Source organism: Brevibacillus sp. MER 51 (assembly GCF_023714195.1).
Classification (GTDB): Bacteria; Bacillota; Bacilli; order Brevibacillales; family Brevibacillaceae; genus Brevibacillus.
Genome location: NZ_JAMAUS010000024.1, coordinates 1 through 23043, shown reverse-complemented (window position 1 = coordinate 23043; position 23043 = coordinate 1). Strand labels below are relative to the sequence as shown.

Genomic DNA, 23043 nt, shown 5'->3' with positions numbered 1-23043 from the left:
TTCCCTCACACTCCTTATTTCCGTTTTCGCAAGGTTTCCAGTCTTTTCTGCAAGTCTGGAAAATCCTGAATGGACTGTTTCTTTTCTGCGTCCGATGCGGTTTTCTCCTGAGATAGCTGCCACTCGACAGATGCCGGCAGCTTGTCCTGCAAGATAGCTCTACCGTTGCGTCTGACAGGAGCCGTTTCCTTCTTGCCCGCTTTTGCCTTCTCGGCTGTTTGTGCCCGTTGATCCGCACGTTCGAGGATCTGCTTGACTGCCTCGTCAACTGTTGCGATCCGTTTGGCTTTCCAGCTGTCGCGGATCGTTTCCATGTATGCTTTTGGCAGTTCCATTTGCATGCTGGCCAGCGTATGGAGCAGCAGCGCATTGACGACTTCCGGCTGCATCCCATCCGCAAATACAAGCGTCTCAGCCCGCTCCAAAAACACCTTGCTGATTCTGCCACCGACGACCTTTTCCAACAGGGTCACCGGAGATAACTGGCGGCAAGCACGGATAAAGGCTTCGCTCCCAGGCTCAGGCAAGCGACCGGGTCCCCATCCATCCTCTGCCGTGTCAGTTGCAGGCGCAGTCCGGTATAGCTTGTCTTCTGTGTAGCGTTGAACCAAACGCTTGCGTAAAACTTCTCCGTCCAAACTCCGATCCGATTTGTACAGCGTCCAATCACGCAGCTCCTGCCCCATCCCCCAGCTGTCTAGTTGATAGAAGTGGCACAGCGAGAACAAAAGCTCCATGCTTTTGCCTTCCAATACTTTGACCGAGTCGGCATTATCCGGCAAGTACAGGCGCAAGGACGACACACTCAGCGAATGGTTGACTTGTGCCTCGTAGCCAGATTTCATCGGCGCTTGCGGGAAGTTGGTGTCCATCTCGGTTAAAAACTGATCCCGCTCCGAACCTTTTTTCACTTCCAGCTCCGATGGTTTCAACGACTGGAACACATCATGGAAGTCTTTCGTGACGTTTTCCACAATAGAGTATTCTTGATCCAACTGACTGCCAAGCGTATCTGCATAATGCTGGCGCAGTTGCGAATAGCGAACGTTTTCGATTTTATTTAGCAACATCAGCGACAGGACATAGTCTGCAAAAAACTCAGCCGGACTAAGCGGCGGTTTGATCAAATACTCGTAATAATAGTCTCGCTGCTGATTTTCCCTGCGGCGTACCTCGACTAGCCCGATTGCCTCCAGACGTTCACGCGCATCCAATAGCCGATCCAGAGAAAGCGAAGTCGTCAGCATCAAACTGCGATGGGTCCCCTCCGAGGAGGCTCCGCTCACCTCCTGCACGCCATGGACGAGCAGTTGATAGAGAGCGTACGATTCGACACCGATGATCGGCAAGTATAGCTGCGTAACAAAGCCCATTTCGGCAAAGCCAATCGGTCTTGCCATCCGCACCAGATAACGATCCTTCGGCAACAACTCGTTCCAAACTAAACGACGCATCAGATCTTTCCTTCCTGACAAAATTCGATTCTTTTATTATAGCATGACTACCCATTCATTCACGGAAAAATGAGTTGGAAAACCAAAGAAGCCCTGGCGGATCGGCCGCAAGAGCGAGAGAGAAGTTGCCAGTCTGGCAGAAAAAGCTTATCTATTCTTTTGGAAACGAGCTGTTGCGCGCTTGAGCCAATAGCTCCTCCAGCTCTTTCATAAATACATTGATATCTTTGAATTGGCGGTATACGGAGGCGAAGCGCACATAGGCAACCTCATCGACATGGTACAAACGCTCCATGACCTTCTCCCCAACGTCATTGCTCGGGATCTCTGCCTGTCCACAGCTGCGCAATTCTTTTTCAATATCGTTCACTACATTTTCAAGCACTTCCAACGGTACGGGACGCTTTTCGCAAGCGCGCACCAACCCGCGCAATATCTTGTCTCGACTGAATTCCTCGCGTGTTCCGTCCTTTTTCACAATTAACAAAGGTGTTTCTTCTACCATTTCAAAGGTAGTAAACCGGCGTTCGCAGGCTTCGCACTCGCGGCGACGACGAATGGATTTATTATGATTGAAAGGACGTGAATCCAGGACTCTAGTCCCATTATATTCGCAAAATGGACAACGCATATCAGAATCAACTCCAATACTGACAATACTTGTCTACAGTGTCCCTCATATTCCTGTCAGAAGTCAAGTCAATCCTTGTACCTATTTAAAGCATAAGTCGAATGGAGTACAATTATGGTACTGTTGGAGGGATAGTCATGCGTTTAGTATCTTTAAAACACCTACAGCCTGGAATGAAATTGGGACGTACAGTCTTCACTGAAGATGGAAAGGTGCTGCTTGGAACCGGTATGCAATTAACGGAACGACTCATTTCCGGATTAGAGCGAGCTGGTGTTGATTCGGTGTATATCGATGATCCCCGTACCAATGACATCGTTGTGGAAGAAGTGATTCGCCCACAAACCAGACAAATAGCTGTGGAAGCCATCGAGAAGACGATCAAGCAAATTACAAACTCAAACAAGCTGGCCCGGAAAATTTCCTTAAAAGAAATGGGCCTTCATTTTCAGCGTGCCTTTAGCTCAATTTTGGACGACCTGATGCAAAACAAGCAAATGGTTGGACATTTGACGACGATCTCTTCTCATTCACCATCCTTATACCATCACTCCGTGAATGTGGCCGTGCTGGCGACTGCTGTAGGCATGTCTCTGGGCTACAATCGCACACAGCTCATAAACCTGGGGATAGGCGCCATGCTGCACGATATCGGCAAAGTAAGCCTGCCTGAAGAGCTGTTGCAAAAAACAGAGCGTTGGACAGACGAAGAGAAGGAAATCGCCAAACAACACACGATGCTTGGCTTTAATTTGTTGCGAAAGCAGCATGACATCTCGCTTTTGTCAGCCCACGTCTGCTTGCAGCACCATGAACGGCTAAATGGAAGTGGCTATCCACAGGGATTATCCGGCAAGCAAATTCACGAATTCGCGCAAATCGTTGGTCTCTGTGATATTTATGACTCTTTGACTTCCCCACGTCCATGGCGCAAACGGTACATGCCACAGGATGCTGTGGAATACCTGTTTGGATCTGGCGGTACGCTGTTCGAGCACCATCTAGTAAATGCCTTTATCAAGCACATTGCTATCTTCCCGATTGGTAGCAGCGTCGTTTTGAATACCGGAGAAGTCGGGGTAGTGAGTCGGGTTGATCCGGATTATTCGCATCGCCCAACTGTACGTGTGATAAAAGACGGTCGCGGAAACGACGTCCCTAGCCCTTATGACCTTGATCTCAAGGCGAACATCCGACTGTTTATTGTCGGCTTTGAAGATGATGATCTGTTTAACGTGAACTCATTAGAAGAATCTCCTACCTCATCGTAAATACGAAGCAACGAAAAACCCCTTTGCTCGAAAATCGGCAAAGGGGTTTTGTTTATGCTTTTTATTTTACACCAACAGCAGCAGCTTCTTTTGTTGCAGCTTGATTATGCTGCTCGGATACGTGGCGAACCAGGTCTACGACACGGCAGGAGTAGCCCCACTCGTTATCGTACCAAGCAATCACTTTTACCTGATTGTCTCCCATTACCATTGTAGACAGACCGTCGATGATCGAGGAGTGATCGTTGCCATTGAAATCGCTGGATACGAGCGGCTCGTCGCAGAACTCGAGGTAGCCTTTCATGCTGCCTTCGCTTGCTTCACGCAGGACGCGGTTTACTTCGTCCAATGTAACTGGCTTCTTCGTATTGACCACCAAGTCTACTACAGAAACGTTTGGAGTCGGTACGCGCAAGGAAAAACCGTTCAGCTTGCCATTCAATTCTGGCAAAACGATTCCTACTGCACGAGCAGCTCCTGTCGTCGTTGGAATGATGGACTCGCTAGCTGCACGTGCACGACGCAGGTCTTTATGCGGATTGTCGAGATTCACCTGATCGTTTGTAAACGAGTGAATGGTAGTCATGAGACCTTGTTCGATACCGAATGCATCGTTAAGCACTTTTGCCACAGGTGCGAGACAGTTGGTTGTGCAGGAAGCATTGGAGATAATGTGGTGATTGGCATGGTCGTAGGTGCCTTCGTTTACACCCATCACGATCGTCACGTCTTCTTCTTTCGCTGGTGCTGTAATCACAACTTTTTTCGCACCGCTTTGCAGGTGCTTGCCAGCGCCTTCGCGATTGTTGAACTTGCCTGTAGCTTCTACGACGATCTCTACTCCGAGGTCACCCCAAGGCAGCTTCAGCGGATCACGGTCAGACAGTACAACTGTTGCTTTTCCATCTACGATAATCTTGTTGTCTTGGACTTCCACTTTATTTTGCAGGCGTCCGTGGATCGTGTCATATTTCAACAAATGTGCAAGCGTCTCCGCTGGATAGCTGGCGTTGATTGCAACGATTTCAATGTTGGGGTCCTGGATAGCGCGGCGGAATACCATGCGGCCAATACGTCCGAAACCATTAATACCGATTTTAATTGTCATATATAGAAACCCCTTTCGAATTGAGTTACGCTTATCTGATACTTTTATTATAATAAGTATGACACAATTATCAATGTGTTTTACTGAAAAATAAATATTTGGACGATTTACCCTACCCAAAAAAAGAGGAAAAGCCGCTCTCTAATCCGTACGAGAAGCGGCTTTTCATTGATTTTTAACGTAATTGAAAGTCGTATATATTTTTGTATCGATCATGGTAATAGAGCACTCGTTGAACATATTGACGAGTCTCCCCATATGGAATGTCCTCAATCGTCTCTCGAGTTCCGTTCCATTGCTCACTCGCGAGCCATCCGTTTACTTTTCCCGGACCGGCGTTGTAGGCGGCAATGACTTTGACGATATCGCCATCATAGCGTGACAGCAAAAATTCGAGATACCATGTCCCAATCTCGATGTTCATGACAGGGTCGTACAAGTATTGATTGTCCTTTGGACGAAAGTCTGCCTCCCTGACGATCCATTGCGCTGTTTCCGGCATGATTTGCATGAGCCCGATCGCACCTTTTTTCGAAACGCGATCTGTCGCAAACCCACTCTCGGAACGAATGACGGCCAGTACCAAATGAGGGTCCACCTTATATTTCAGTGCAGCCGTTACAATCTGTTGCTCATATTTGATCGGGTACATCCATTTCCACACCAATGGCGTGTTTAGCAGCAAAAATACACTCGCCAAAACGAGCACGATCAATGCTGCACGTTTGCCAAAACTCATGATTGACGCTCCGATCGAATCGCGGCCAATACCGCCTCCACTTGACGCTCGGTTTCTTCACGCGAACCAGAATTATCGATCAAAAAGTCTGCGCCCTGCTTCTTCTGATCAATGGGAAACTGCGCCCGCAGTCTTTTTCGTGCTTGTTCTTCTTCCAATTCGTCGCGCTCCAGCATTCTCGCCAATTGCATCTCGTAGGGCGCATAGACGACCACGATTTTTTCTACCATATGTGTAAGCTTGCTCTCATACAGTAGAGGAATGTCCATAAAGACGATCTCGGCTCCATTCGCTTCCGCTGATTCGGCCTCTTCCCGCATGACCCGGCGTACTTCGGGATGGACAATGGCGTTCAGCTTTTGACGCTCGGACTCGTCCGAAAACACGATCTCACCTAGTTTTTTCCGATCAATTTGACCATCTTCCAATAGGATTTCTCGTCCAAAATGGCGCACGATCGCTTCATAGGCTAATTTACCTGGTTCTACGACCTCTCTGGCGATTTGGTCAGCGTCAATGACAGGAATTCCACGCTCTCGAAGCATACCTGTCACCGTGCTTTTCCCAGTGGCAATTCCGCCTGTTAACCCTAGTATCATGCCCATCCTCCTCCCTTGGTCGAACTGTTATAGCTTTTGACAATCAGGGCAAATATGCGTCCCTCTGCCGCCGACTACAAACCGAATGATTTCGGCCCCGCACCTTGTACATGCCTCATCTTTTCGTCCATAAACTAATAGAGATTGCTGGAACATTCCCATCTCGCCCTGTCCGTTCACATATGACTTGATGGAGCTACCACCTTGTTCTACCGCTTCTTGCAAAGTGGAGACGATGCTTTCGTGCAGTCGGTTAACTTCTTTATCTGTCAGCTTTCCTGCTGGTTTCTCCGGATGAATGCCTGCTTTAAAGAGTGACTCGTCCACATAAATATTCCCCAGCCCTACAATACATTCCTGGTTTAGGAGAAGCGGCTTAATTTTTGTTGACCGTCCTTTTAACAATTTCCCCAAAACTTCAGGAGTAAAACTTTTATCTAGCGGTTCTACCCCCAGTTTTGCCAAAGGTCCGACGGTTGTTTCCTTCCCCTTAGGGAAAAGATCCATCGTCCCGAACTGGCGAACATCCCGATAACGCAGCTCCGTTCCGTCCGTAAAATGGAAGACGACATGGGTATGCTTCTCAACGGGATCATCTGCCTGATACACGCCATAGCGCCCTTCCATTCGCAAATGGGACACGAGCACGTCCTCATTTAAGAAAAACTGAATGAATTTTGCCCGCCGTTGGATATCCTGGATGGTTTGTCCCACCAAGAGAGATTTGAAAGCTTCCACGTCATCTGGCTGACGCACAATACGCGCCAAATGAACACTTACTCTCTCAATCGTTTTTCCCATAACCAAGCCACGCAGAGTCCGTACGACGGTTTCTACCTCCGGCAATTCTGGCATATGCCCTCCTCCTCTCGCTGTCTATCGATCTTTATGTTCTAGGCATGCCTACTTCGCATCGTACCAGGTACGTCCGTCACTGACGTCCACCTTGAGCGGGACGTCGAGGGACAACGCACTCTCCATCACTTCTGGCACCAGCTTGCGCATGACCTCCAGCTCATTTTCTGGCACTTCAAATACAAGCTCATCGTGCACCTGCAAAAGCATGCGGCTCGCGAGACCTTTCTCCTCGATTGCCTCCTGCATGCGAATCATCGCCAGCTTGATCACATCGGCAGCAGTACCCTGGATCGGCGTGTTCATCGCAGTACGCTCGGCAAACGAACGCAGGTTAAAGTTGCTGCTGCGAATATCAGGCAGGTAGCGGCGGCGATTCAACAAGGTCGTCACATAGCCATCCGCTTTCGCCTGTTGAACAATCTCGTCCATCCAGCGCTTCACGCCGGAGAAGACATCAAAGTAGCGCTCAATGAAGTCCCCGGCTTCTTTACGGGTAATATTGAGATTTTGCGACAGACCGTAGTCGCTGATGCCGTATACGATCCCGAAGTTGACCGCTTTGGCCTGACGGCGCATCAGCGAGGTTACTTCTTCCTCACTTACACCAAAAACGTCCATGGCGGTGCGGGTATGAATATCCATTCCTTTTTGGAAGGCGTCAATCAAGTTTTCGTCTTGCGAAATATGGGCCAAAATCCGCAGCTCAATCTGGGAATAGTCGGCCGCCAGCATATACCAGCCGTCCTCTGACGGGATAAACGCCTCGCGAATCTTGCGTCCTTCCTCCATACGGATCGGGATATTTTGCAGATTCGGCTCCGTACTGGACAGGCGCCCTGTCGCCGTGGTCGCTTGGTTGTAAAGCGTATGCACCTTGCTCGTCTTCGTATGGATTTCCTTGGTCAAGCCCTCAATATACGTCGAACGGAGCTTGCCGAGCTGACGGAAGGTCAGGATCGCATCGATGATCGGGTGATAAGGGGCGAGCTTCTCCAATACATCCGCACTGGTAGAAGGGCCTGTTTTGGTCTTTTTCAATACAGGCAGAGACAAGCGGTCAAACAAAATTTCGCCCAATTGCTTCGGCGAGTTGATGTTGAATGCCCCACCCGCCAACTCGTAAATCTGATCTGTCAGACCCGCGAGCTTTTTATCCAAGTCTTCCCCCATTTGCACAAGACGCTCACTGTTTACCTTCACGCCTTGCTTTTCCATGAGAGCCAATACCATACTCAGCGGAGCTTCCAATTCGCCGAGCAGCTTCTCCATTTCGTTTTCCGCCAGTTGCTCGCGCAATACAGGCACGCTCTGCCAGATGGCTGCCGCTTTATGCGCCACATGCTCGCTCAGCACGTCCATTTCAGGAACAAGACGCTTGGCCCCCTTGCCGTACACCTCTTCATCTGACAATACCCGTGTCTGTGCGTATTGTGCCGCAATGCTATCCAACGTCGGGTTGCTTTCAGCCGCATTCAGCAGGTAAGAGGCGAGGTACACGTCAAAGTTAATGCCTTTTATCGCGAAATCATGCCAAGCGAGTCCAACCGTGTCCCGCTTGCCGTCAAATACCCACTTCTCCTTCGCCGGATCAGCCAACCACTCACAGAGCACCTTCCATTCCTTGGCTACGTCCCAAGGAACGAACATCACCGTATCTTCCGCAGCCAGTCCAATCCCGAGGAAAGGCGCATGATGATAGTTTTCCCCGTCCATTTCAATGTAAAGAGCCATTGGCGAAGTCAGTTTGGACTCGTACGCCGCTTTGTTTTCCTCTGAAATCACTTCAAACGAAAATGGCTTGGCATCTGGATGTCCGCTTCCGTCGGCTGGTTGTGCTACTTTGATCTTGGACAAGAGCGATTTGAACTCCATCTTTTTAAAGAACTCGCTGACAGGTACCCCATCATAGCCTTCAAAGCCAGTCTCTTGCACATCCAGCTCCACAGGCGCTTCCCGCAAAATGGTTGCCAAAGCTTTACTCATGTTCGCCTTGTCTACATTCTCACGCAGGTTCTCTTGCAGCTTTTTGCCAGAGACTTTATCGATGTTTTCCAGAACTTGCTCGACAGAGCCGTATTCGTGCAGCAGCTTCAGAGCTGTTTTTTCCCCGACACCAGGGACACCTGGAATGTTGTCGGACGAATCGCCCATCAAGCCTTTCAAATCAATTATTTGCAGCGGCTTAAGGCCGTACTTTTCATGAATTTCTTGCGGAGTGTACAGCTCGATTTCGCTGACTCCCTTGCGCGTCAAAGCGACGGATACATGCTCGGACACGAGTTGCAGCATATCTTTGTCTCCGGTGATGACAGTCGTTTTCCAGGCTTGCTCATCTGCCTGCTTCGTCAACGTACCGATAATGTCATCCGCCTCGTAGCCTTCCAGCTCGAAGCGTTTGATTGAGAAGGCATCCAACAGCTCCCGAATCAGTGGAAACTGTTCAGACAGCTCCGGCGGAGTTTTGCTGCGTCCCCCTTTGTACTCTGCATACTCGCTATGGCGAAACACGACTTTTCCCGCGTCAAAAGCAACCATGATATGCGTCGGCTTCATTTCCTCCAACACTTTTAACAGCATAGTCGTAAAGCCCAGCACTGCGTTCGTATGCAGTCCTGCCGATGTGGACAATAAAGGGAGCGCATAAAACGCCCGGTTCGCAACACTGTTTCCATCAATCAACACAAAATGACTCAAGGAATTCGACCCCTCTCGTTACAAAACTACTATCTTTAATCGTAACATAGGGCAAACATCAAAGCCAAGCCGCAGATATGGCGGGTAAAGCACAAGATGATTGAACAGACTATGAAAAAAATGAACAAGGAAGGTGATCTTATGTATGGGAGGAAATTGATTCCGATCTTGCTCACGCTTTTTCTTTCCCTTGGGGCGATTCCAGTGACAGCTACCCCAAATCCGGCCCCCGCACCCGCTGTCAAAAAGCTGATGGCATTTGTGATTGATGATTTCGGGAACAACATGCAAGGGACGGAGGAAATATTGTCGATGCCAGTCCCTCTTACTGTTGCCGTCATGCCGTTTCTGCCCAGCACGAAGCAGGATGCCGAGCTCGCCCATCAAAAAGGACACGATGTACTCGTTCACATGCCGATGGAGCCCATGAAAGGAAAGCGCTCCTGGCTCGGTCCTGGAGCCATTACGGCTGATCTGTCCGACGATGAGATTCGCAGTCGTGTGGAGAAAGCGATTGACAATGTGCCACATGCGATTGGCATGAACAACCATATGGGCTCAAAAATAACGGCTGACGAGCGAATCATGCGGATCATCATGAAGGTCGTCAAAGAACGCGGTCTTATCTACCTGGATAGCAAGACTACCGATAAAAGCGTGGCGGGGAAAGTCGCAGCTGAAATGGGCGTCCCCCATGCAGTGAATCAAATTTTTCTGGATGATGTATACTCTGTCCCGCATATTACAAAGCAAATGGAGCTCGTCTGCAAAAAAATCCACAACCATCCCATATGTATCGCAATTGGTCATGTAGGACCTCCCGGCAAGAAAACAGCCTCCCTTCTGCGCCAGTACATCCCGCGAATTCAGAAGGAGGCCGAATTTGTAACCATTTCAAAGCTTATCCAGCAAACTGCTCATTAATTTTCTCCACCAGCTCTCCTGCACACTAGCCTCCGTTTTCAGATTTCCCGACAGCTTTACATATTCGCTCACGGCCTCTGTAATGGCCTGAGCGATTTTTTCTTGTGCTTTGGGATTCGTTAACATTTCTCGGTCCTGCGCGTTGCTGATAAACCCCATCTCCACAATGACAGACGGACAGTAGTTATGACGGAGCATGTAGTACGTCTTGCCCTTGACTGGCTTTTCGTTGGACCCTGTGAGCTTGTTCAGCGAGTTTTGCAGCAGTCCTGCCAACAAGTAGCTTTCTTCTGTGTTTTGATGCAAAATAATCGCTCCCCTGCGCCTGGGACTGGGTGACCAGTTTACATGCAAGCTGAGCATCATCTGCGGACCAATTTCTTTTGCCAAGTTCTTGCGCTGAGCCAGGTCACGAATATGGCGGGATCGGTTGTCCAACCAACGATTGTCATCACTCAGGGCAACATCCTTGTGGCGGTTCAAAGCCACGGTGTAACCCGCAGCTGTGAGTTGTTGGTAGAGTCGTTTGGCAATTTGCAGATTGATGTCCTTTTCGTACAAATCCCCAAAAGAAGTTCCCGAATCTACACCTCCATGTCCAACATCAATCAAAATATGAAAGGGAGTGAGCGGCAATGCCTCGCTTCGCGTCGGGATACAGATGAGGATAAGCATGAAAGCAGTTATACGGAAAATAGCCAGTAAGTTTCTCATGCCAGTAGGATAACCGGATTGAAAAGAAACCTTTCAAGCGGCAAGGTACACATAACATTGTGAATTTTTTAATCCAACTGTACAATTACAATAATGAACCATGACCTTACCCGCATAAGAAGGTGTACTGATGAATCAATCTTTGGAAAAACCGTTATTCCCCCCGTATTTGGCTCTCTTGATTGGGGTGATCGCCATTTCCTCTTCTGCGATCTTTGTAAAGCTGTCGGATGCACCTGCTCCGATTATCGCTACGTATCGCCTGGTTTTTTCCGTTCTCTTAACGCTTCCTTTTTTATTCTGGAATCGTGGTGCCATCGCAGAGATTGGAAAAATGTCCAAAAAAGCGTGGCTACTCTGTATTTTATCTGGCGCCTTTTTGGCAAGCCACTTTCTGTTGTGGTTTGAATCGCTGAATTACACATCTGTAGCCAGTTCTACAGTGCTCGTTACGTTGCAGCCATTATTTGCCTTCATCGGCGGTTATCTCTTTTTTGGTGAAAAGGTTCGATTTCTGGCTCTATCAGGCGGCTTTCTGGCGATTGCAGGAAGCTTTGTGATTGGCTGGGGGGATTTTCAAGTAGGCGGTATGGCTCTGTGGGGTGATTTCCTCGCATTGATGGGAGCTGTCACTGTGACGGGTTACTGGCTGGTCGGGCAGTACGTTCGCCAGCATATGTCCTCCTTTGCCTACACACTCGTTGTCTATACGGCCACCAGCGTGATTCTGGTCGCCTATGATCTGGCTCTCGGGTATTCGCTCGTCGGTTACCCTGCGGCGGATTGGGGCTGGTTCTTCTGTCTCGCCCTATTCCCTACCCTGCTTGGGCATTCTATATTTAACTGGATTATTAAATGGCTCAATACGACGACGATCTCCATGGGGATTTTGGGAGAACCGATCGGGACTGCGATACTCGCTTACTTCATCTTGGGTGAAGTGGTAACGCCTCCGCAATGGATCGGCGGCTTGATCATTATCGCCGGCATTTATGTGTTCATTCGTTTTAACCAACCTGCTAAAGGAGTGTCCTCCAATGAACAAGCAACCAGAGAACCGAAAAAGCTTGCGTGAATTCGTCAAGGGACTAAGTATTTGGGCGAAGATTGGCTGGACAATTCTGCTGGGCTACATCGTCGGACGGATTTTGTACTGGTTATTTAAAATGATGTCCTAACAGGCAAAAGGGGCAATTCCAATGAAGTCTTCGATAAGACTTGCGGAATTGCCCCTTGCTATTAGGCTGTTGCCTTCTCGGTTGCTGGCACCTGTTGCTGTGTTTTTTTCGGCTTTTTATGCAGGAAGTACAGAAGTGGAATCGAGAGGACAATCGGGATAACGGAGACGAGGAAAGTATCCCCGATTCCTTGGACCAACGATTCTTTTGCCATCATTCCGTACAAAATCGTGCTGGCTCCCCCTGTCGCACTCGCCGTATCTACCCCTACTTGTGCATACATTCCTGAAATGCCACTGATAAACTGCGTCGCCATATCCGTATTCAAGTTGTCAGAGATGGAAGCCATGTGGAAATTTTGACGCGCCTGCATGATCACTGTCAAAATCGCAATGGCAAACGAACTCATGACCTGACGCAATACGTTAGACAGCGGAGAGGCATCCCCTACACTTGTACGAGGAACGGCGTTCATCCCTACGGTGGACAGCGTCATCATGCACAATCCGATTCCGATCCCGCGAATGGTCAAGATCATATCAATCCACGAATGCATGCTGTCAGCAGATAGATTGTGCAGTTCATACGTCGTGACGCTCATGATAGTCAAGCCGACCAATCCAATCGGTCCGATCCCGTATTTATCCATCAGCTTTCCGCTGATTGGCATCATGATCGCCATAGCAATCGATTGCGGCATCAGCAGGATTCCTGACTCCATAGCCGTCAAACCCTGAATGTTTTGGAGGAAAATCGGCATCAGGAAGATACCGCCCATCATCCCCATCATGACGAAGCCGGAAGTCAAAATACTGATGGTGAAGGTAGGAATCTTCAAAAGCCGCAAATCGAGCAGCGGACTTTCCTTCCCCAGCTCGACCCAGACGAACAGGATCAAGCTCATTACCGCAATGAAAAACAAACCGACGATGAAAAAGGAGGTCCAGCCCTCTGCTTGCCCTTTACTTAAAGCGAGCAACAGCGTCCCGAAACCGACGATGGCAAGAAAGGCTCCCAAGAAGTCGAACTTCAACTCTGGCTTTTTCGGCGTTTCCTTGAGCAGAACGATACTCATGATCACCGCAAAAATACCAAAGGGTACACCGACCAGAAAAAGAAATTGCCAGCTTAAAAATTCGATGAGATACCCACCCAATGTCGGGCCCAACGCAGGGGCTGTCATGGCAGCAATCCCGAATATCCCCAAAGCCATTCCGATCTTTTCACGCGGAACGATCATGTAAATCATCGACATCCCGAGTGGCATGATCATCCCCCCGCTTACACCTTGCACGACGCGAAAAGCAATTAGCGAAGAGTCACTCCACGCCAAGGCACAAAGGATGGATGAAAAAGTAAATGCAGATAAGGAAAGTACAAATATTTTTTTCGCTCCGAATTTAGCGGACAACGAGCCGCTCATGGGAATCATGACGGCGTTTGCCAGCATATATCCGGTCAATACCCACTGCATGGTCTCGGTAGATGAACCAAAAATATTGACCATGGCAGGCAGGGCAACGTTAATCAAGCTATTGTTCAGAATCGCAACGAAGGTTCCTGAGAGGATTGCGAGAAGAGACAGCCACATGCCGCCGTTCCCGCTTTTCTCCTCTCGGTGTGCCACCGCTTCCGCCATGTGTCAACACCCCCGTTAGTTTGCGATCACCTTGCTGCCCTCGGACAGTTTGTCTGTCGGGTTCAGCACAATTTGATCATTGTCTTTGACGCCATTCATGACAGTTGTCCAGTCGCCGCTAGCGTTCTCCACTGCAACTTCGACCTGGTGTACAACGTTGTTGTCTACGGTATAGACGTAATGCTTGCTGTCTTTTTCCAGCACGGCCGACGTCGGTAATTTTGTTCCTGGCGTTGCCTGGCCTTGGAGCATGACCTCTGCCACCATACCTGCGCGCAGCAAGCCGTCCTGATTATTTACCTTCACTTTGACTGGGAACGAACTGCTGTTGGTATCCGAAATCGGAGAGACAAACTCAACAGTACCTTTCAGCACTTTCCCACCCAGACTGCCTACCTTCACATCAACGGTAGAGCCGACCTTCACTTGGTTAATTTGGTTTTCCGGTACGCTTGCTTCTACTTTGACATCTGCCATATTCACCAGCACCATGAGAGGTGTCCCCGCTGCTGCCATTTCTCCCGGATCAACCGAGCGCTTGGCAACGATACCTGTGATTGGCGCACGAATAATGGTATTGTCATAGTTGCTTTTCGCCAGCTCGAGACTGGAGCCCAAACGGCTTACTTCTGCTTGCAAACCCGCTACCGTGTCGGCAGTTGGGCCTGCTTTTGCCAGATCGTATTGGGCTTGCGCCTGTTCAAGACCTGTGCGCGCCTTTTCCAATTCCAGCGAAGATTTCTCCAGTTCAGCCTGGGACAATGCGCCTGCATCAAACAGTGCTTTCATCCGATTGTAGTTGCTCTCAACCACCTTCAGGCTGGCTTCTGCCTGCGTGACAATACTTCCAAGCTGCGTCAGTTGCTCATTGCGTGCACCTGCTTTCGTATCTCTCAGCTTTGCTTGAGCGCCTGCAATGGCTGCCTGTGCCTGATTGATTTGCTGCTGATAATCAGCTGCCTCCAGCGTGACCAGAACATCGCCCTGCTTGACGACTGCACCTTCTTTTACATTCACGCTCGCTGCTTTTCCAGATACTTTAGAAACGACTTGGATCTCCTCAGATGCTGCCACCTTACCACTGGCGATAACGCCCGTAGAAGCAGAGGTCACCTTCCACGTCTTTACGACAGGGACGTTCTCGCTCGTTTGCGATGCAGAAGATGTCTCACTACAGCCCGACGCAATAAGCGAAACGGCCGCCATGACTGCAGCGATTGTTTTCCATTGTGCTGTCTTTTTCATTCTTGATTACATCTCCTTCACGTGCACTTTGATCTCGGCGTTCAATCCGGCAACGAGGTCCAAACCTGCTGTGTCATCTATAGCGATTTTGATCGGGATACGCTGGGTTACCTTGGTGAAGTTCCCACTCGTGTTGGCCGCTGGCATCAAGGAAAATGTAGAGTTCGTCGCCTTTCCGATCTCCATCAAATGACCGCCTAATTTCTTACCTGGGTAAGCGTCAACCGTAAAATCAACTTTTTGGCCGAGTTTCAAGCGTTCGATCTCTGTCTCTTCCAAATTGGCGGAGATGTACAATTTGCTTTCGTCAATTACGAGAGCTACCGATTGCCCTGTCGAAACAATCTCTCCCTCTTTTGCTTGCGTTTTAATCACGGTACCTGTAATGGGGGAACGCAACACGCTGTTTTCCAGCATTGTCGTTGCTACATTGGTTGTATCTTGCTGCCCTACGATTTGATCCGCTATAACGGTGTCGCCTTCTTTGACAGCGAGTCCGGTCAGTTTGCCTGTCATTTTCGGCATGACGCGATAAATGTCTCCCGCGATCCGGGCATCTTGTGTGGTCACATAATGTGCACCCTGATACCAATAGTAGTAACCGATTCCTCCACCACCTGCCACGAACAGGAGCAAAATGACATACAAAACCAGTTTTCGCTTCATGGTTTCTCCTCAACTTTCTCGTTCTTCTAGTTTCGCAATCAATGTTTCCATCGACTGAATAATGATGTCTAAATCCTCATCGGAAAATCCATGGAAAATACGTTTGTAAAAGTTCTCTGAGAAAAAATCAACCTTTGCGAACAACTCGGAAATCTTCGGTGTTTTACGAATCCAGACAACACGCCGGTCATTCTCATCACGTACACGTTCTACGAGTTGTTCTCGTTCCAAACGATCTATGATGCCAGAAACGGTGCTGTAGGATAAGTCTACGGCTTTGCTTATCTGACCGATCGTTTTGGGATCAGGATGTATTTCTCGAATGACCATTAGCTGCGGGACAGTCACACCATATTGGGACAGTTCTTTTGTGGCCATCGTGCCAAATGTCTTGTTCAACCGTTTTAACAAGTCCCGAATACGCAGTGATTTATTCATAGTACACTCCTTTCTTAAGTAATATTTCGTGTGCGAAATTTATCACATGAAAACTATACGATGTTTTTTTATCCGTGGCAACTATTTCTTTAGGTTAAACTTTAACTAGGCAACCTTTTAAAAGCATGCGTTGGTCGGGCTGTAGTGGTGGGGAGGAAACAGGAGAAAACGCTCAGATTCTAGGTCCACCCGCTGAGGGATTGATTGTCCGGCTCCATGAAAAAAAGCGAAACCCGCGTCCAAAGTGGTCCATTCAGGGGGTGTCTCAGAGGTGGACGCTAAAAGCTTGTTTCTCTTTTTTTCATTGCGCCTCAGGCGGTGTTCCTAAGATCTTCGCTTTTTTCTCCTGTTTCCTCTACGAGCTTTCCGTGTTAAACGGATTTTAAAAGCCTTAAAAGAATGAAGAATGTAATCAGTTACGACAGAGAAGAATATTTCCAGACGTAGCGACTTGTGGAGTCCTACCAAGCGGAGAAGGGATTCGCGGGCAACAGAAACGCAACCGTGCCCATACGTCGTAGAGGCTACCACTTTTGCGTTTCCCCGCGAATCCCTTCGGAGCGGACAGTCTCTACCCTCAGTGGGACGGAGCCTGGAGCCTAGACTGGAAATATTCTTCTCCCCACCGCAGCCTCGTACCCAAGACACAAAAAAACCGACACATCTCTAAGGAATGGTCGGTCCATTTTCATTTAAAATAGATGGAGAATCCGGAGCTTCTTCAGGCGTCGAGCGGCGTACACTTGGAACATGTCGTGGCTCATGCTCCATTTCTGGAAAAGAGTGAACCGTCACGTACATGCTTCCGTTGTTCGCAATCGCACGAATCAAAACCGGATAGGCGTATTTGTTTTGAAACACAAAATCGGGGCCGTACCAGCTCACGGTTGCATCTCGCCCTGGAGGTACGTACGCTACGTTTCGACTGTGAGAATAACGCTGCATAATGTGCAAGCCTGCCTGGTCTACCGCATTGAACAGCGTAGACGATACTTGGCAGATTCCTCCCCCAATGCCTTCCGACAGCTCTCCCCTGACAATGATAGGCGCCTGCAAATACCCTTTTTCTTTCGTACGCTGGCCCACTACCTTATTAAAAGAAAAAATTTCTCCTGGCAATACCACGTAATTGTTAATCGCCTGCGAGGCGAGCTTGATGTTGTGTACACGATTCCGGTTACTTGCATTGAAATAGGTCGCATATTGCCCGATCCTTTTTTTCCGCACCTGACTCATGAGAGCCTTGTCTACCTTCGGGAATACCTCTTTGTAGCTGACATTCATGCTTGCGGCTCCCGTACCATAAAAATAATCGTAAAAACGTCCGCGAAATGCCAGGTCATCCAGCTTTCTTCCCTTGGCTTCCGGAACGATGGCCCCGGCGTTATTAATCGTTGCATTGATCGGCTCGATGTAAGCTTTTTTCGCCAGCTCTTCTACCATTCGCGCAAGCTTGCTGTCATCGACCAAAGGAACGCCATCAAAGGGAAGAGAATAATCAGCCCGATTGAGCATAGCTACCGTCTTGCCCTCCATCTCTATCTGCAAAAAATTCGTCGGGTCGAGGGGATTCATTAACAGTAACAGAGCCAACGTCATAGCAAAACCCATCCGGCTGCTCACCTCCATTCTCCAACAACGATCATCTTCCGTTATGGTAGTATGAGCAGTCGAACGGGTTTCATTCTAAGATCGGAATGACATTAGCCCATCTTTGTCAGCCTGCTGACAATTGCTTGCGTAACTGCCTTGAGACGCTGCTGGTCCACCGCTTCCTGGTAAGTATTATTCAACTGGTCGCGCAGTTCCTTGGCAGCCAGAAGATTCGCTGTTGCTTCTTTCACTTTTTGCTTATACCTTACCTTGACATCCATTAATTCCTCTTCATATACCTCATCTGTGCCAGGCTCAATTGCCCTTTCATACATATCGATAACCTCATCTGTATCTTTACTTGGAAAATACTCGTGAGGTGCGGTGCTGTCAAAAATAGCGAGGCCCTTCTCAGGAACAATGACCATATCAAGGCTGTGCGGGTCTAGTCCACAGTGGTATACTTCCACGTCAAAGCCGCGTGTCTTGGCTTCCTCCACCAACTTTTTCAGCATAGTGGACTTGCCAGAGCCTGGCCTGCCCTTGATAAAGTAGCGCTTCTCCAAATGGTCAGTCAGCTTCATGATATGATCTACAGGCCCCTGCGGCGTCGCTGCCCCCAAATACATACGCCGTACCTTTGCTTTCTTTTCCAGTTGCTCCTCTCCGAAGAACAAAGCTTTTACTTCTTCCGTAACGCAATTGGCTTCTTCTCTGTTGAGGTGCTCAATGTAGGGAGCCTCCCACTCATCGTGGATGCGCAAGGCCTCGCCAAAAGCTTGATATGCCTCTTCACTCTTCCTAAAAATCTCTTCGTACCAGCCGGCAATCTGGTCTTTGTAATCCACTAGCTGATCAATGTTGACCATGGACTGCAAATTGACCTGAATTTCCTTTACACCCGGCGAAGCGGGTCTCCAAATCCGTGGATAGCTACCATCCATAATCGCCACTTTATATTTGGGAAAAATAACACCATCAAACTGTCCATTCACAAAAGGAGAATGAATCCACTCCACTTCGTCTGTTTTTCGTGCCATTTGATTACCAATCGACTCGATCAGTGGCGACGTAATTCCTTCCACTGTCCCTGTCAAAATATAAACACGCTCCAAGCCTTCCAATACGGAGTCATAAAACGTCTTGTATCCTCGCGCAGTATTCCCTGCGGCATATATATGGCGCACTTTTGTGGTCATTGCCTTTCCCTCCTGTACTTCTTCTAACTGCCATTGAATCGATGTATTGTATGCACAAAAGGGAGAATAGGCGTCTGTCTACAACCATAAGAAAACCTCTATCGTGGTTTACTCAAGGATGAGCGACCGCGTTTTAGCTGAATGTTTTCCATAATATCAAGAAGAAACCCGAAGAAGTTTATCCTTTACGATATTATTAAAAAGCCGCTGCTAGCTATTTTTCATAGCTCACAGCGGCTTTTTGTCATTCGGGTATTATTTATTCAGATCCGTCATTTTACCAGTGGACATATAAATAATCCATTCACAGATGTTCGTAACATGATCGGCAATCCGTTCCAAATATTGCGCGACCAAGAGCAAATGTGTTCCTTGCGAAATGGCCTGACTGTTTTTCGTCATCAATTCAATCAGATCATGGAAAATCGTGGAATACAGTTTATCCACAATGTCGTCGCGTGAGGCAATCTCTTCTGCCGCTTCTTTGTTGCGTGCAATATACGCATTTAAACAATCACGCACCATAGCCTTGACGTGATCAGCCATCATCGGAATATCGATGAGGGGTTTCACGTACGGGTCCGCCATCAAGCGTCGGGTCGTCTTGGCAATGGAAACGGCATGATCACCCATTCGCTCCAAATCCGTCACCAGCTTCAACATTGTTCCCAAGCGTCGCAAGTCACCTCCGACTGGCTGCTGCAACGCAATGAGACGGAAGCAATCGCTCTGTATTTCTTGCTCCAGCTCATTGATCACAGGATCGCTTGCGATAACCTGTTCCGCCAGTTGGGCATCCCGCTCAACCAGACTCTTGATGGATTTATGAATGGCTTCTTCCACCAATGTGCCCATCGTCATGAGCTTGCGGTGCAGTACATCCTGCTGTTCTTCAAAAGCGTGCCGTGACATTTCCCTCTTCCCCCTTCTAGTGTCTGACATGTCAAATGGTACAAGGCGATTGTATTGTAGAAGTAAAGCTACTATTTTGTTTGTGTAAATGTTTTTGCAGTTGTTGTTTTAGGTAAGGGGAAGTGTAACTGTGAAGGTTGTCCCTCTTCCTTCCTTGCTCTCCACACTAATTTGTCCGTGCAAATTTTCCACGAGATGCTTCACAATTGCGAGGCCCAAACCTGTTCCACCTGAATCGCGGCTTCTCGCCTTGTCTACGCGATAAAACCGCTCAAAGATACGCGTGAGATCCCTTTCCGGAATGCCGATCCCGGTATCCATGACTTGAATGGTGATGTTTTCGCTGTCTGCCTCTGTCTTGACGTTGATTTTCCCACCTTCTGGCGTATAGGCGATCGCATTCGTCAACAGATTCAAGATAATCTGCTGCAAGCAATCCTTATCCGTCATCAGCCAAATATCTGGCTTTGGTGAAGGGAGCGTGATCGTCAATTCCTTGCGCTGTGCCTGGTCATGCATGATGGCAACCGCCGAACTGATTAGATCCTGCAAGTGAACCTGACTCAGATGCAACGGGATTCGCTTCTGCTCGATTTTGGAGAGGTCCAAAATGTCGCGGATCATCCGGTAGAGCCGCTCGCTCTCATCAGAGATGATTTGCAAGAAATTGCGGCATGTTTCCTCGTCCTGCATCGCCCCTTCAAGCAAGGTTTCCGTGAAGCCCTTGATCGAGGTAATCGGCGTGCGTAGCTCATGCGATACGTTTGCTACGAAGTCACTGCGCATCTTCTCCAGGCGGCGAATGTCGGTGATGTCATGCAGTACTACGACCACACCCCTCGACTCCCCCTTGAAGTTAATATAGGGAGCAAAATTCACGTCAAGAATGCGTTCCTGCGGGTAATAGATGTGTACCTCTTGGCGGAACTTCTCGCTTCTGTCGAGGCACCTGTCGATGTATTGGCTGAGCCCAAAGCTTTTGCCGGCCTCGATATGCAGCTTCCCTACGATTTCATGTCCAGCAGTCCCCAGCAGCTTTTCAACGGCTGGATTGACCAGCATGATCCGGCGTTGTTCAGAAATGAAAATCACGCCACTCGTCATATTGGTCAGCACCCCTGCCAGGCGCTGCTGATTCTCCGAGATTTCGTACATCTGCTGCTCCAGGCTCGATGCCATGAAGTTGATCGCGCCTGCAAGCTGACCGATCTCATCCTTTGCTTTGATTCTCACACGGCTCTCATATTGGCGCTGTGTAATGTTGCGGGCTACCCGGGTGATCTCCTCGATCGGACGAATAATGGAAAAGGAAATGCGAGAAACAACAATCGATCCGACTACCAAAGTAACCAATAAACCTGTGAGTAAGCTGTACCACATTTTGTGGATCGTATCGGTAATATCTTTCATCGACATCGCTGAACGAACAACACCGAATATTTCGTTGTTCAATTCAACAGGTACTGCAACGTACATCATGTCATAGCCGAGCGTCTCACTAAAACGACGGGAAATCCCTGTTTCTCCTTTCAACGCTGCCTTCATCTCTGGTCGGTCATGGTGGTTTTCCATCTCTTCCGGGTGGGAGGAGTTGTCGTACCTCACCTGACCATCCTTGTTGATAATGGTGATCCGTACTTCATCCGTTGGCGCTACTTGTTTGACCCGGTCTGCTAACGTCGCCTTATCGGCAAAGACATCCGGGAAACGGACCGCCTGAGAGATGAGCTTCGACTCGCGGGACAATAGCTCATTCAGTGATTGGAGGTAGGAATTCTCAAGGACTTTGGCAAAATACATCCCCATCACCAATAGTACGAGAGAGATTAAACCCAAAATAGTCAAAGTGAGTTTGATTCGAAAGCGAGTCAAGGTAAATCCTCCGTTATCCTTCCAGTTTGTATCCTAATCCGCGAACGGTTTTGATGTATTTCGGGTTCTTCGTATCATCCTCAAGCTTTTCGCGCAAATGGCTGACATGCACGTCCACGATTCGAGAGTCCCCAATAAAATCGTAGTTCCAAACAGCATTCAACAATTGATCGCGCGTCAATACACGTCCTTGGTGGCTCGCTAAATAGTTGAGCAGCTCGAATTCCTTTGGCGTCAGCTCAACCTTCACGTCTTTACAGAACACTTCGTACTTCTCCGGGTAGATACGAATATCCCCAAATTGGAGCAACACCTCTTGAGGCGCTGTAGTCGCTTCCGGCGTGCTCTGAAACCGCCGCAGAATGGCTTTCACGCGGGCAATTACTTCTCTCGGGCTAAAAGGCTTTGTCAAATAATCATCGGCACCAAGCTCAAGCCCCAAAATCTTGTCGAGCTCATCATCTTTCGCTGTAAGCATCAAGATCGGCGTATTATTGCGTTCCTGGCGCAAGGTTTTGCATACGTCCATTCCATCCATCTTGGGAAGCATCAAATCAAGAATGATAAAATCAGGCTGCTCGCTCTTAACCACTTCCAAGGCCTGTTTACCGTCAAAAGCAGTTACGACTTGAAATCCTGATTTTTCAAGATTAAATTGCAATAGCTTTACAATAGAAGCTTCATCATCCACTACCAATACTTTGATCATCTGTCTGTTTCCCCCTAGCGTTGCAATGCTTGCGCTCGATTTTCTAACCTACGTCCCCTGAAAAATACTTCTCTCTACAATACTCAGTCTGCCAATGCTCATTACGGAAAACAAGTAATTTTTTTGTAAAGACATGCCGTTGGACACATAGAACTTAGTTGCTTGACAGTAGTATTCCTCTTTTAGGTAAAGGTATCTCCTTAAAAAATCCTAGCTGTCTTCCAGCGGTAGAGGTCGGGAGAAGCCCTGCCACATGCTTTCCAGTTGCCTGTATCCTCTCTACGTTCGGGCGGTCTCCTTCAAAACATGTGACAGTGCTTCGTTACAGCTGTGGATGTATGTCTTGCTTTTACAACGTTTTGCAAGTGGGCTCAAAGAAGTTTTCCTTGAGCCCTTTTAAAAAAACTAAAAGCTACGTGGAAGAAGCGAATTTTCAGTCCAAGCGCCTCTGGAGCCCAGCCCAGCTCCGGAATAAATGGCGGGGAATTTCAGCTTCACTGATATGAACGAGGACTGTCAATAGCATGACGGCCCCGTTTTTTCTTTTTTCTTGTTGCTTTATATGGAGAGGCGGGCGTGGTAGACTGCTCTGTTGCGGTC

At 48.5% G+C, this 23043-nt stretch carries 21 protein-coding genes; 4 read left to right on the top strand and 17 right to left on the bottom strand.

Annotated features, from left to right (window positions below; all coding sequences use genetic code 11):
• Window positions 1–14: 14 nt before the first annotated feature.
• Together M3630_RS28550 and nrdR are read right to left on the bottom strand one after the other, a co-directional pair.
• Window positions 15–1454 (bottom strand): replication initiation and membrane attachment family protein, encoded by a 1440-nt coding sequence (locus M3630_RS28550; RefSeq protein WP_232773460.1) that lies wholly within the window; start codon window positions 1452–1454, stop codon window positions 15–17.
• Window positions 1455–1605: 151 nt separating this feature from the next.
• Entirely contained in the window at window positions 1606–2085 is a 480-nt protein-coding gene (nrdR, locus tag M3630_RS28545; RefSeq protein ID WP_012685137.1) for a transcriptional regulator NrdR, read from the bottom strand.
• Between the two features lie 137 nt (window positions 2086–2222).
• Between nrdR and M3630_RS28540 the strand changes: the two genes are divergently transcribed.
• A complete protein-coding gene (locus tag M3630_RS28540; protein WP_232773461.1) occupies window positions 2223–3356 on the top strand; it encodes an HD-GYP domain-containing protein in 1134 nt (377 codons plus the stop codon).
• Window positions 3357–3417: 61 nt separating this feature from the next.
• On the opposite strand, the gene M3630_RS28535 is transcribed toward M3630_RS28540, so the two are convergent.
• The 5 genes from M3630_RS28535 to polA all read right to left on the bottom strand — a co-directional run bounded on the left by M3630_RS28535 (window position 3418) and on the right by polA (window position 9354).
• Window positions 3418–4464 carry a glyceraldehyde-3-phosphate dehydrogenase gene (locus M3630_RS28535; RefSeq protein WP_106654629.1) on the bottom strand — a complete coding sequence of 349 codons (1047 nt, stop codon included), beginning with the start codon at window positions 4462–4464 and terminating at the stop codon, window positions 3418–3420.
• Window positions 4465–4639: 175 nt separating this feature from the next.
• Window positions 4640–5203: a lytic transglycosylase domain-containing protein gene (locus M3630_RS28530; protein WP_173608854.1), complete on the bottom strand. Its 564-nt coding sequence runs from the start codon at window positions 5201–5203 to the stop codon at window positions 4640–4642.
• Complete coding sequence (coaE, locus tag M3630_RS28525) at window positions 5200–5808, bottom strand: dephospho-CoA kinase (RefSeq protein ID WP_012685133.1); 609 nt, start codon at window positions 5806–5808, stop codon at window positions 5200–5202. The genes M3630_RS28530 and coaE overlap by 4 nt, the downstream gene beginning before the upstream one ends.
• A gap of 21 nt (window positions 5809–5829) precedes the next feature.
• Window positions 5830–6657: a DNA-formamidopyrimidine glycosylase gene (mutM, locus tag M3630_RS28520; RefSeq protein WP_251254432.1), complete on the bottom strand. Its 828-nt coding sequence runs from the start codon at window positions 6655–6657 to the stop codon at window positions 5830–5832.
• A 48-nt stretch (window positions 6658–6705) separates the two neighbouring features.
• Complete coding sequence (polA, locus tag M3630_RS28515; protein ID WP_251254431.1) at window positions 6706–9354, bottom strand: DNA polymerase I; 2649 nt, start codon at window positions 9352–9354, stop codon at window positions 6706–6708.
• Window positions 9355–9495: 141 nt separating this feature from the next.
• On the opposite strand from polA, the gene M3630_RS28510 reads away from it, so the two are divergent.
• A complete protein-coding gene (locus tag M3630_RS28510; RefSeq protein WP_229087980.1) occupies window positions 9496–10278 on the top strand; it encodes a divergent polysaccharide deacetylase family protein in 783 nt (260 codons plus the stop codon).
• Here the strand turns inward: M3630_RS28510 and M3630_RS28505 are convergent.
• A complete protein-coding gene (locus M3630_RS28505) occupies window positions 10249–10992 on the bottom strand; it encodes an N-acetylmuramoyl-L-alanine amidase family protein (RefSeq protein WP_251254430.1) in 744 nt (247 codons plus the stop codon). The two genes, M3630_RS28510 and M3630_RS28505, sit on opposite strands and share 30 nt — an antisense overlap.
• Before the next feature lie 130 nt (window positions 10993–11122).
• On the opposite strand from M3630_RS28505, the gene M3630_RS28500 reads away from it, so the two are divergent.
• A complete protein-coding gene (locus tag M3630_RS28500) occupies window positions 11123–12067 on the top strand; it encodes a DMT family transporter (protein WP_251254429.1) in 945 nt (314 codons plus the stop codon).
• Window positions 12030–12170, top strand: coding sequence for a hypothetical protein (locus tag M3630_RS28495; protein WP_157696726.1), 141 nt, complete (start codon window positions 12030–12032; stop codon window positions 12168–12170). The genes M3630_RS28500 and M3630_RS28495 overlap by 38 nt, the downstream gene beginning before the upstream one ends.
• A gap of 61 nt (window positions 12171–12231) precedes the next feature.
• Here the strand turns inward: M3630_RS28495 and M3630_RS28490 are convergent, their stop codons facing one another.
• From M3630_RS28490 to M3630_RS28450, 9 genes are all read right to left on the bottom strand, one after another.
• Window positions 12232–13809: a DHA2 family efflux MFS transporter permease subunit gene (locus tag M3630_RS28490; RefSeq protein WP_251254428.1), complete on the bottom strand. Its 1578-nt coding sequence runs from the start codon at window positions 13807–13809 to the stop codon at window positions 12232–12234.
• Between the two features lie 15 nt (window positions 13810–13824).
• Entirely contained in the window at window positions 13825–15054 is a 1230-nt protein-coding gene (locus M3630_RS28485; RefSeq protein WP_251254427.1) for an efflux RND transporter periplasmic adaptor subunit, read from the bottom strand.
• Between the two features lie 6 nt (window positions 15055–15060).
• Complete coding sequence (locus M3630_RS28480) at window positions 15061–15720, bottom strand: HlyD family secretion protein (protein WP_251254426.1); 660 nt, start codon at window positions 15718–15720, stop codon at window positions 15061–15063.
• A gap of 9 nt (window positions 15721–15729) precedes the next feature.
• The gene (locus M3630_RS28475; protein ID WP_251254425.1) at window positions 15730–16158 is read right to left on the bottom strand and encodes a MarR family winged helix-turn-helix transcriptional regulator; all 429 of its coding nucleotides are present in this window, start codon (window positions 16156–16158) and stop codon (window positions 15730–15732) included.
• A gap of 666 nt (window positions 16159–16824) precedes the next feature.
• On the bottom strand, window positions 16825–17769 hold the full coding sequence (locus tag M3630_RS28470) for a VanW family protein (protein ID WP_251254424.1): 945 nt from the start codon (window positions 17767–17769) through the stop codon (window positions 16825–16827).
• 92 nt (window positions 17770–17861) lie between these two features.
• Window positions 17862–18950 carry a PRK06851 family protein gene (locus M3630_RS28465; protein ID WP_173608863.1) on the bottom strand — a complete coding sequence of 363 codons (1089 nt, stop codon included), beginning with the start codon at window positions 18948–18950 and terminating at the stop codon, window positions 17862–17864.
• A gap of 255 nt (window positions 18951–19205) precedes the next feature.
• Window positions 19206–19862: a phosphate signaling complex protein PhoU gene (gene phoU, locus M3630_RS28460; RefSeq protein ID WP_016738714.1), complete on the bottom strand. Its 657-nt coding sequence runs from the start codon at window positions 19860–19862 to the stop codon at window positions 19206–19208.
• Between the two features lie 108 nt (window positions 19863–19970).
• On the bottom strand, window positions 19971–21734 hold the full coding sequence (gene pnpS / locus M3630_RS28455; protein WP_251254423.1) for a two-component system histidine kinase PnpS: 1764 nt from the start codon (window positions 21732–21734) through the stop codon (window positions 19971–19973).
• A gap of 13 nt (window positions 21735–21747) precedes the next feature.
• Complete coding sequence (locus M3630_RS28450; protein WP_251254422.1) at window positions 21748–22443, bottom strand: response regulator transcription factor; 696 nt, start codon at window positions 22441–22443, stop codon at window positions 21748–21750.
• Window positions 22444–23043 lie beyond the last annotated feature (600 nt).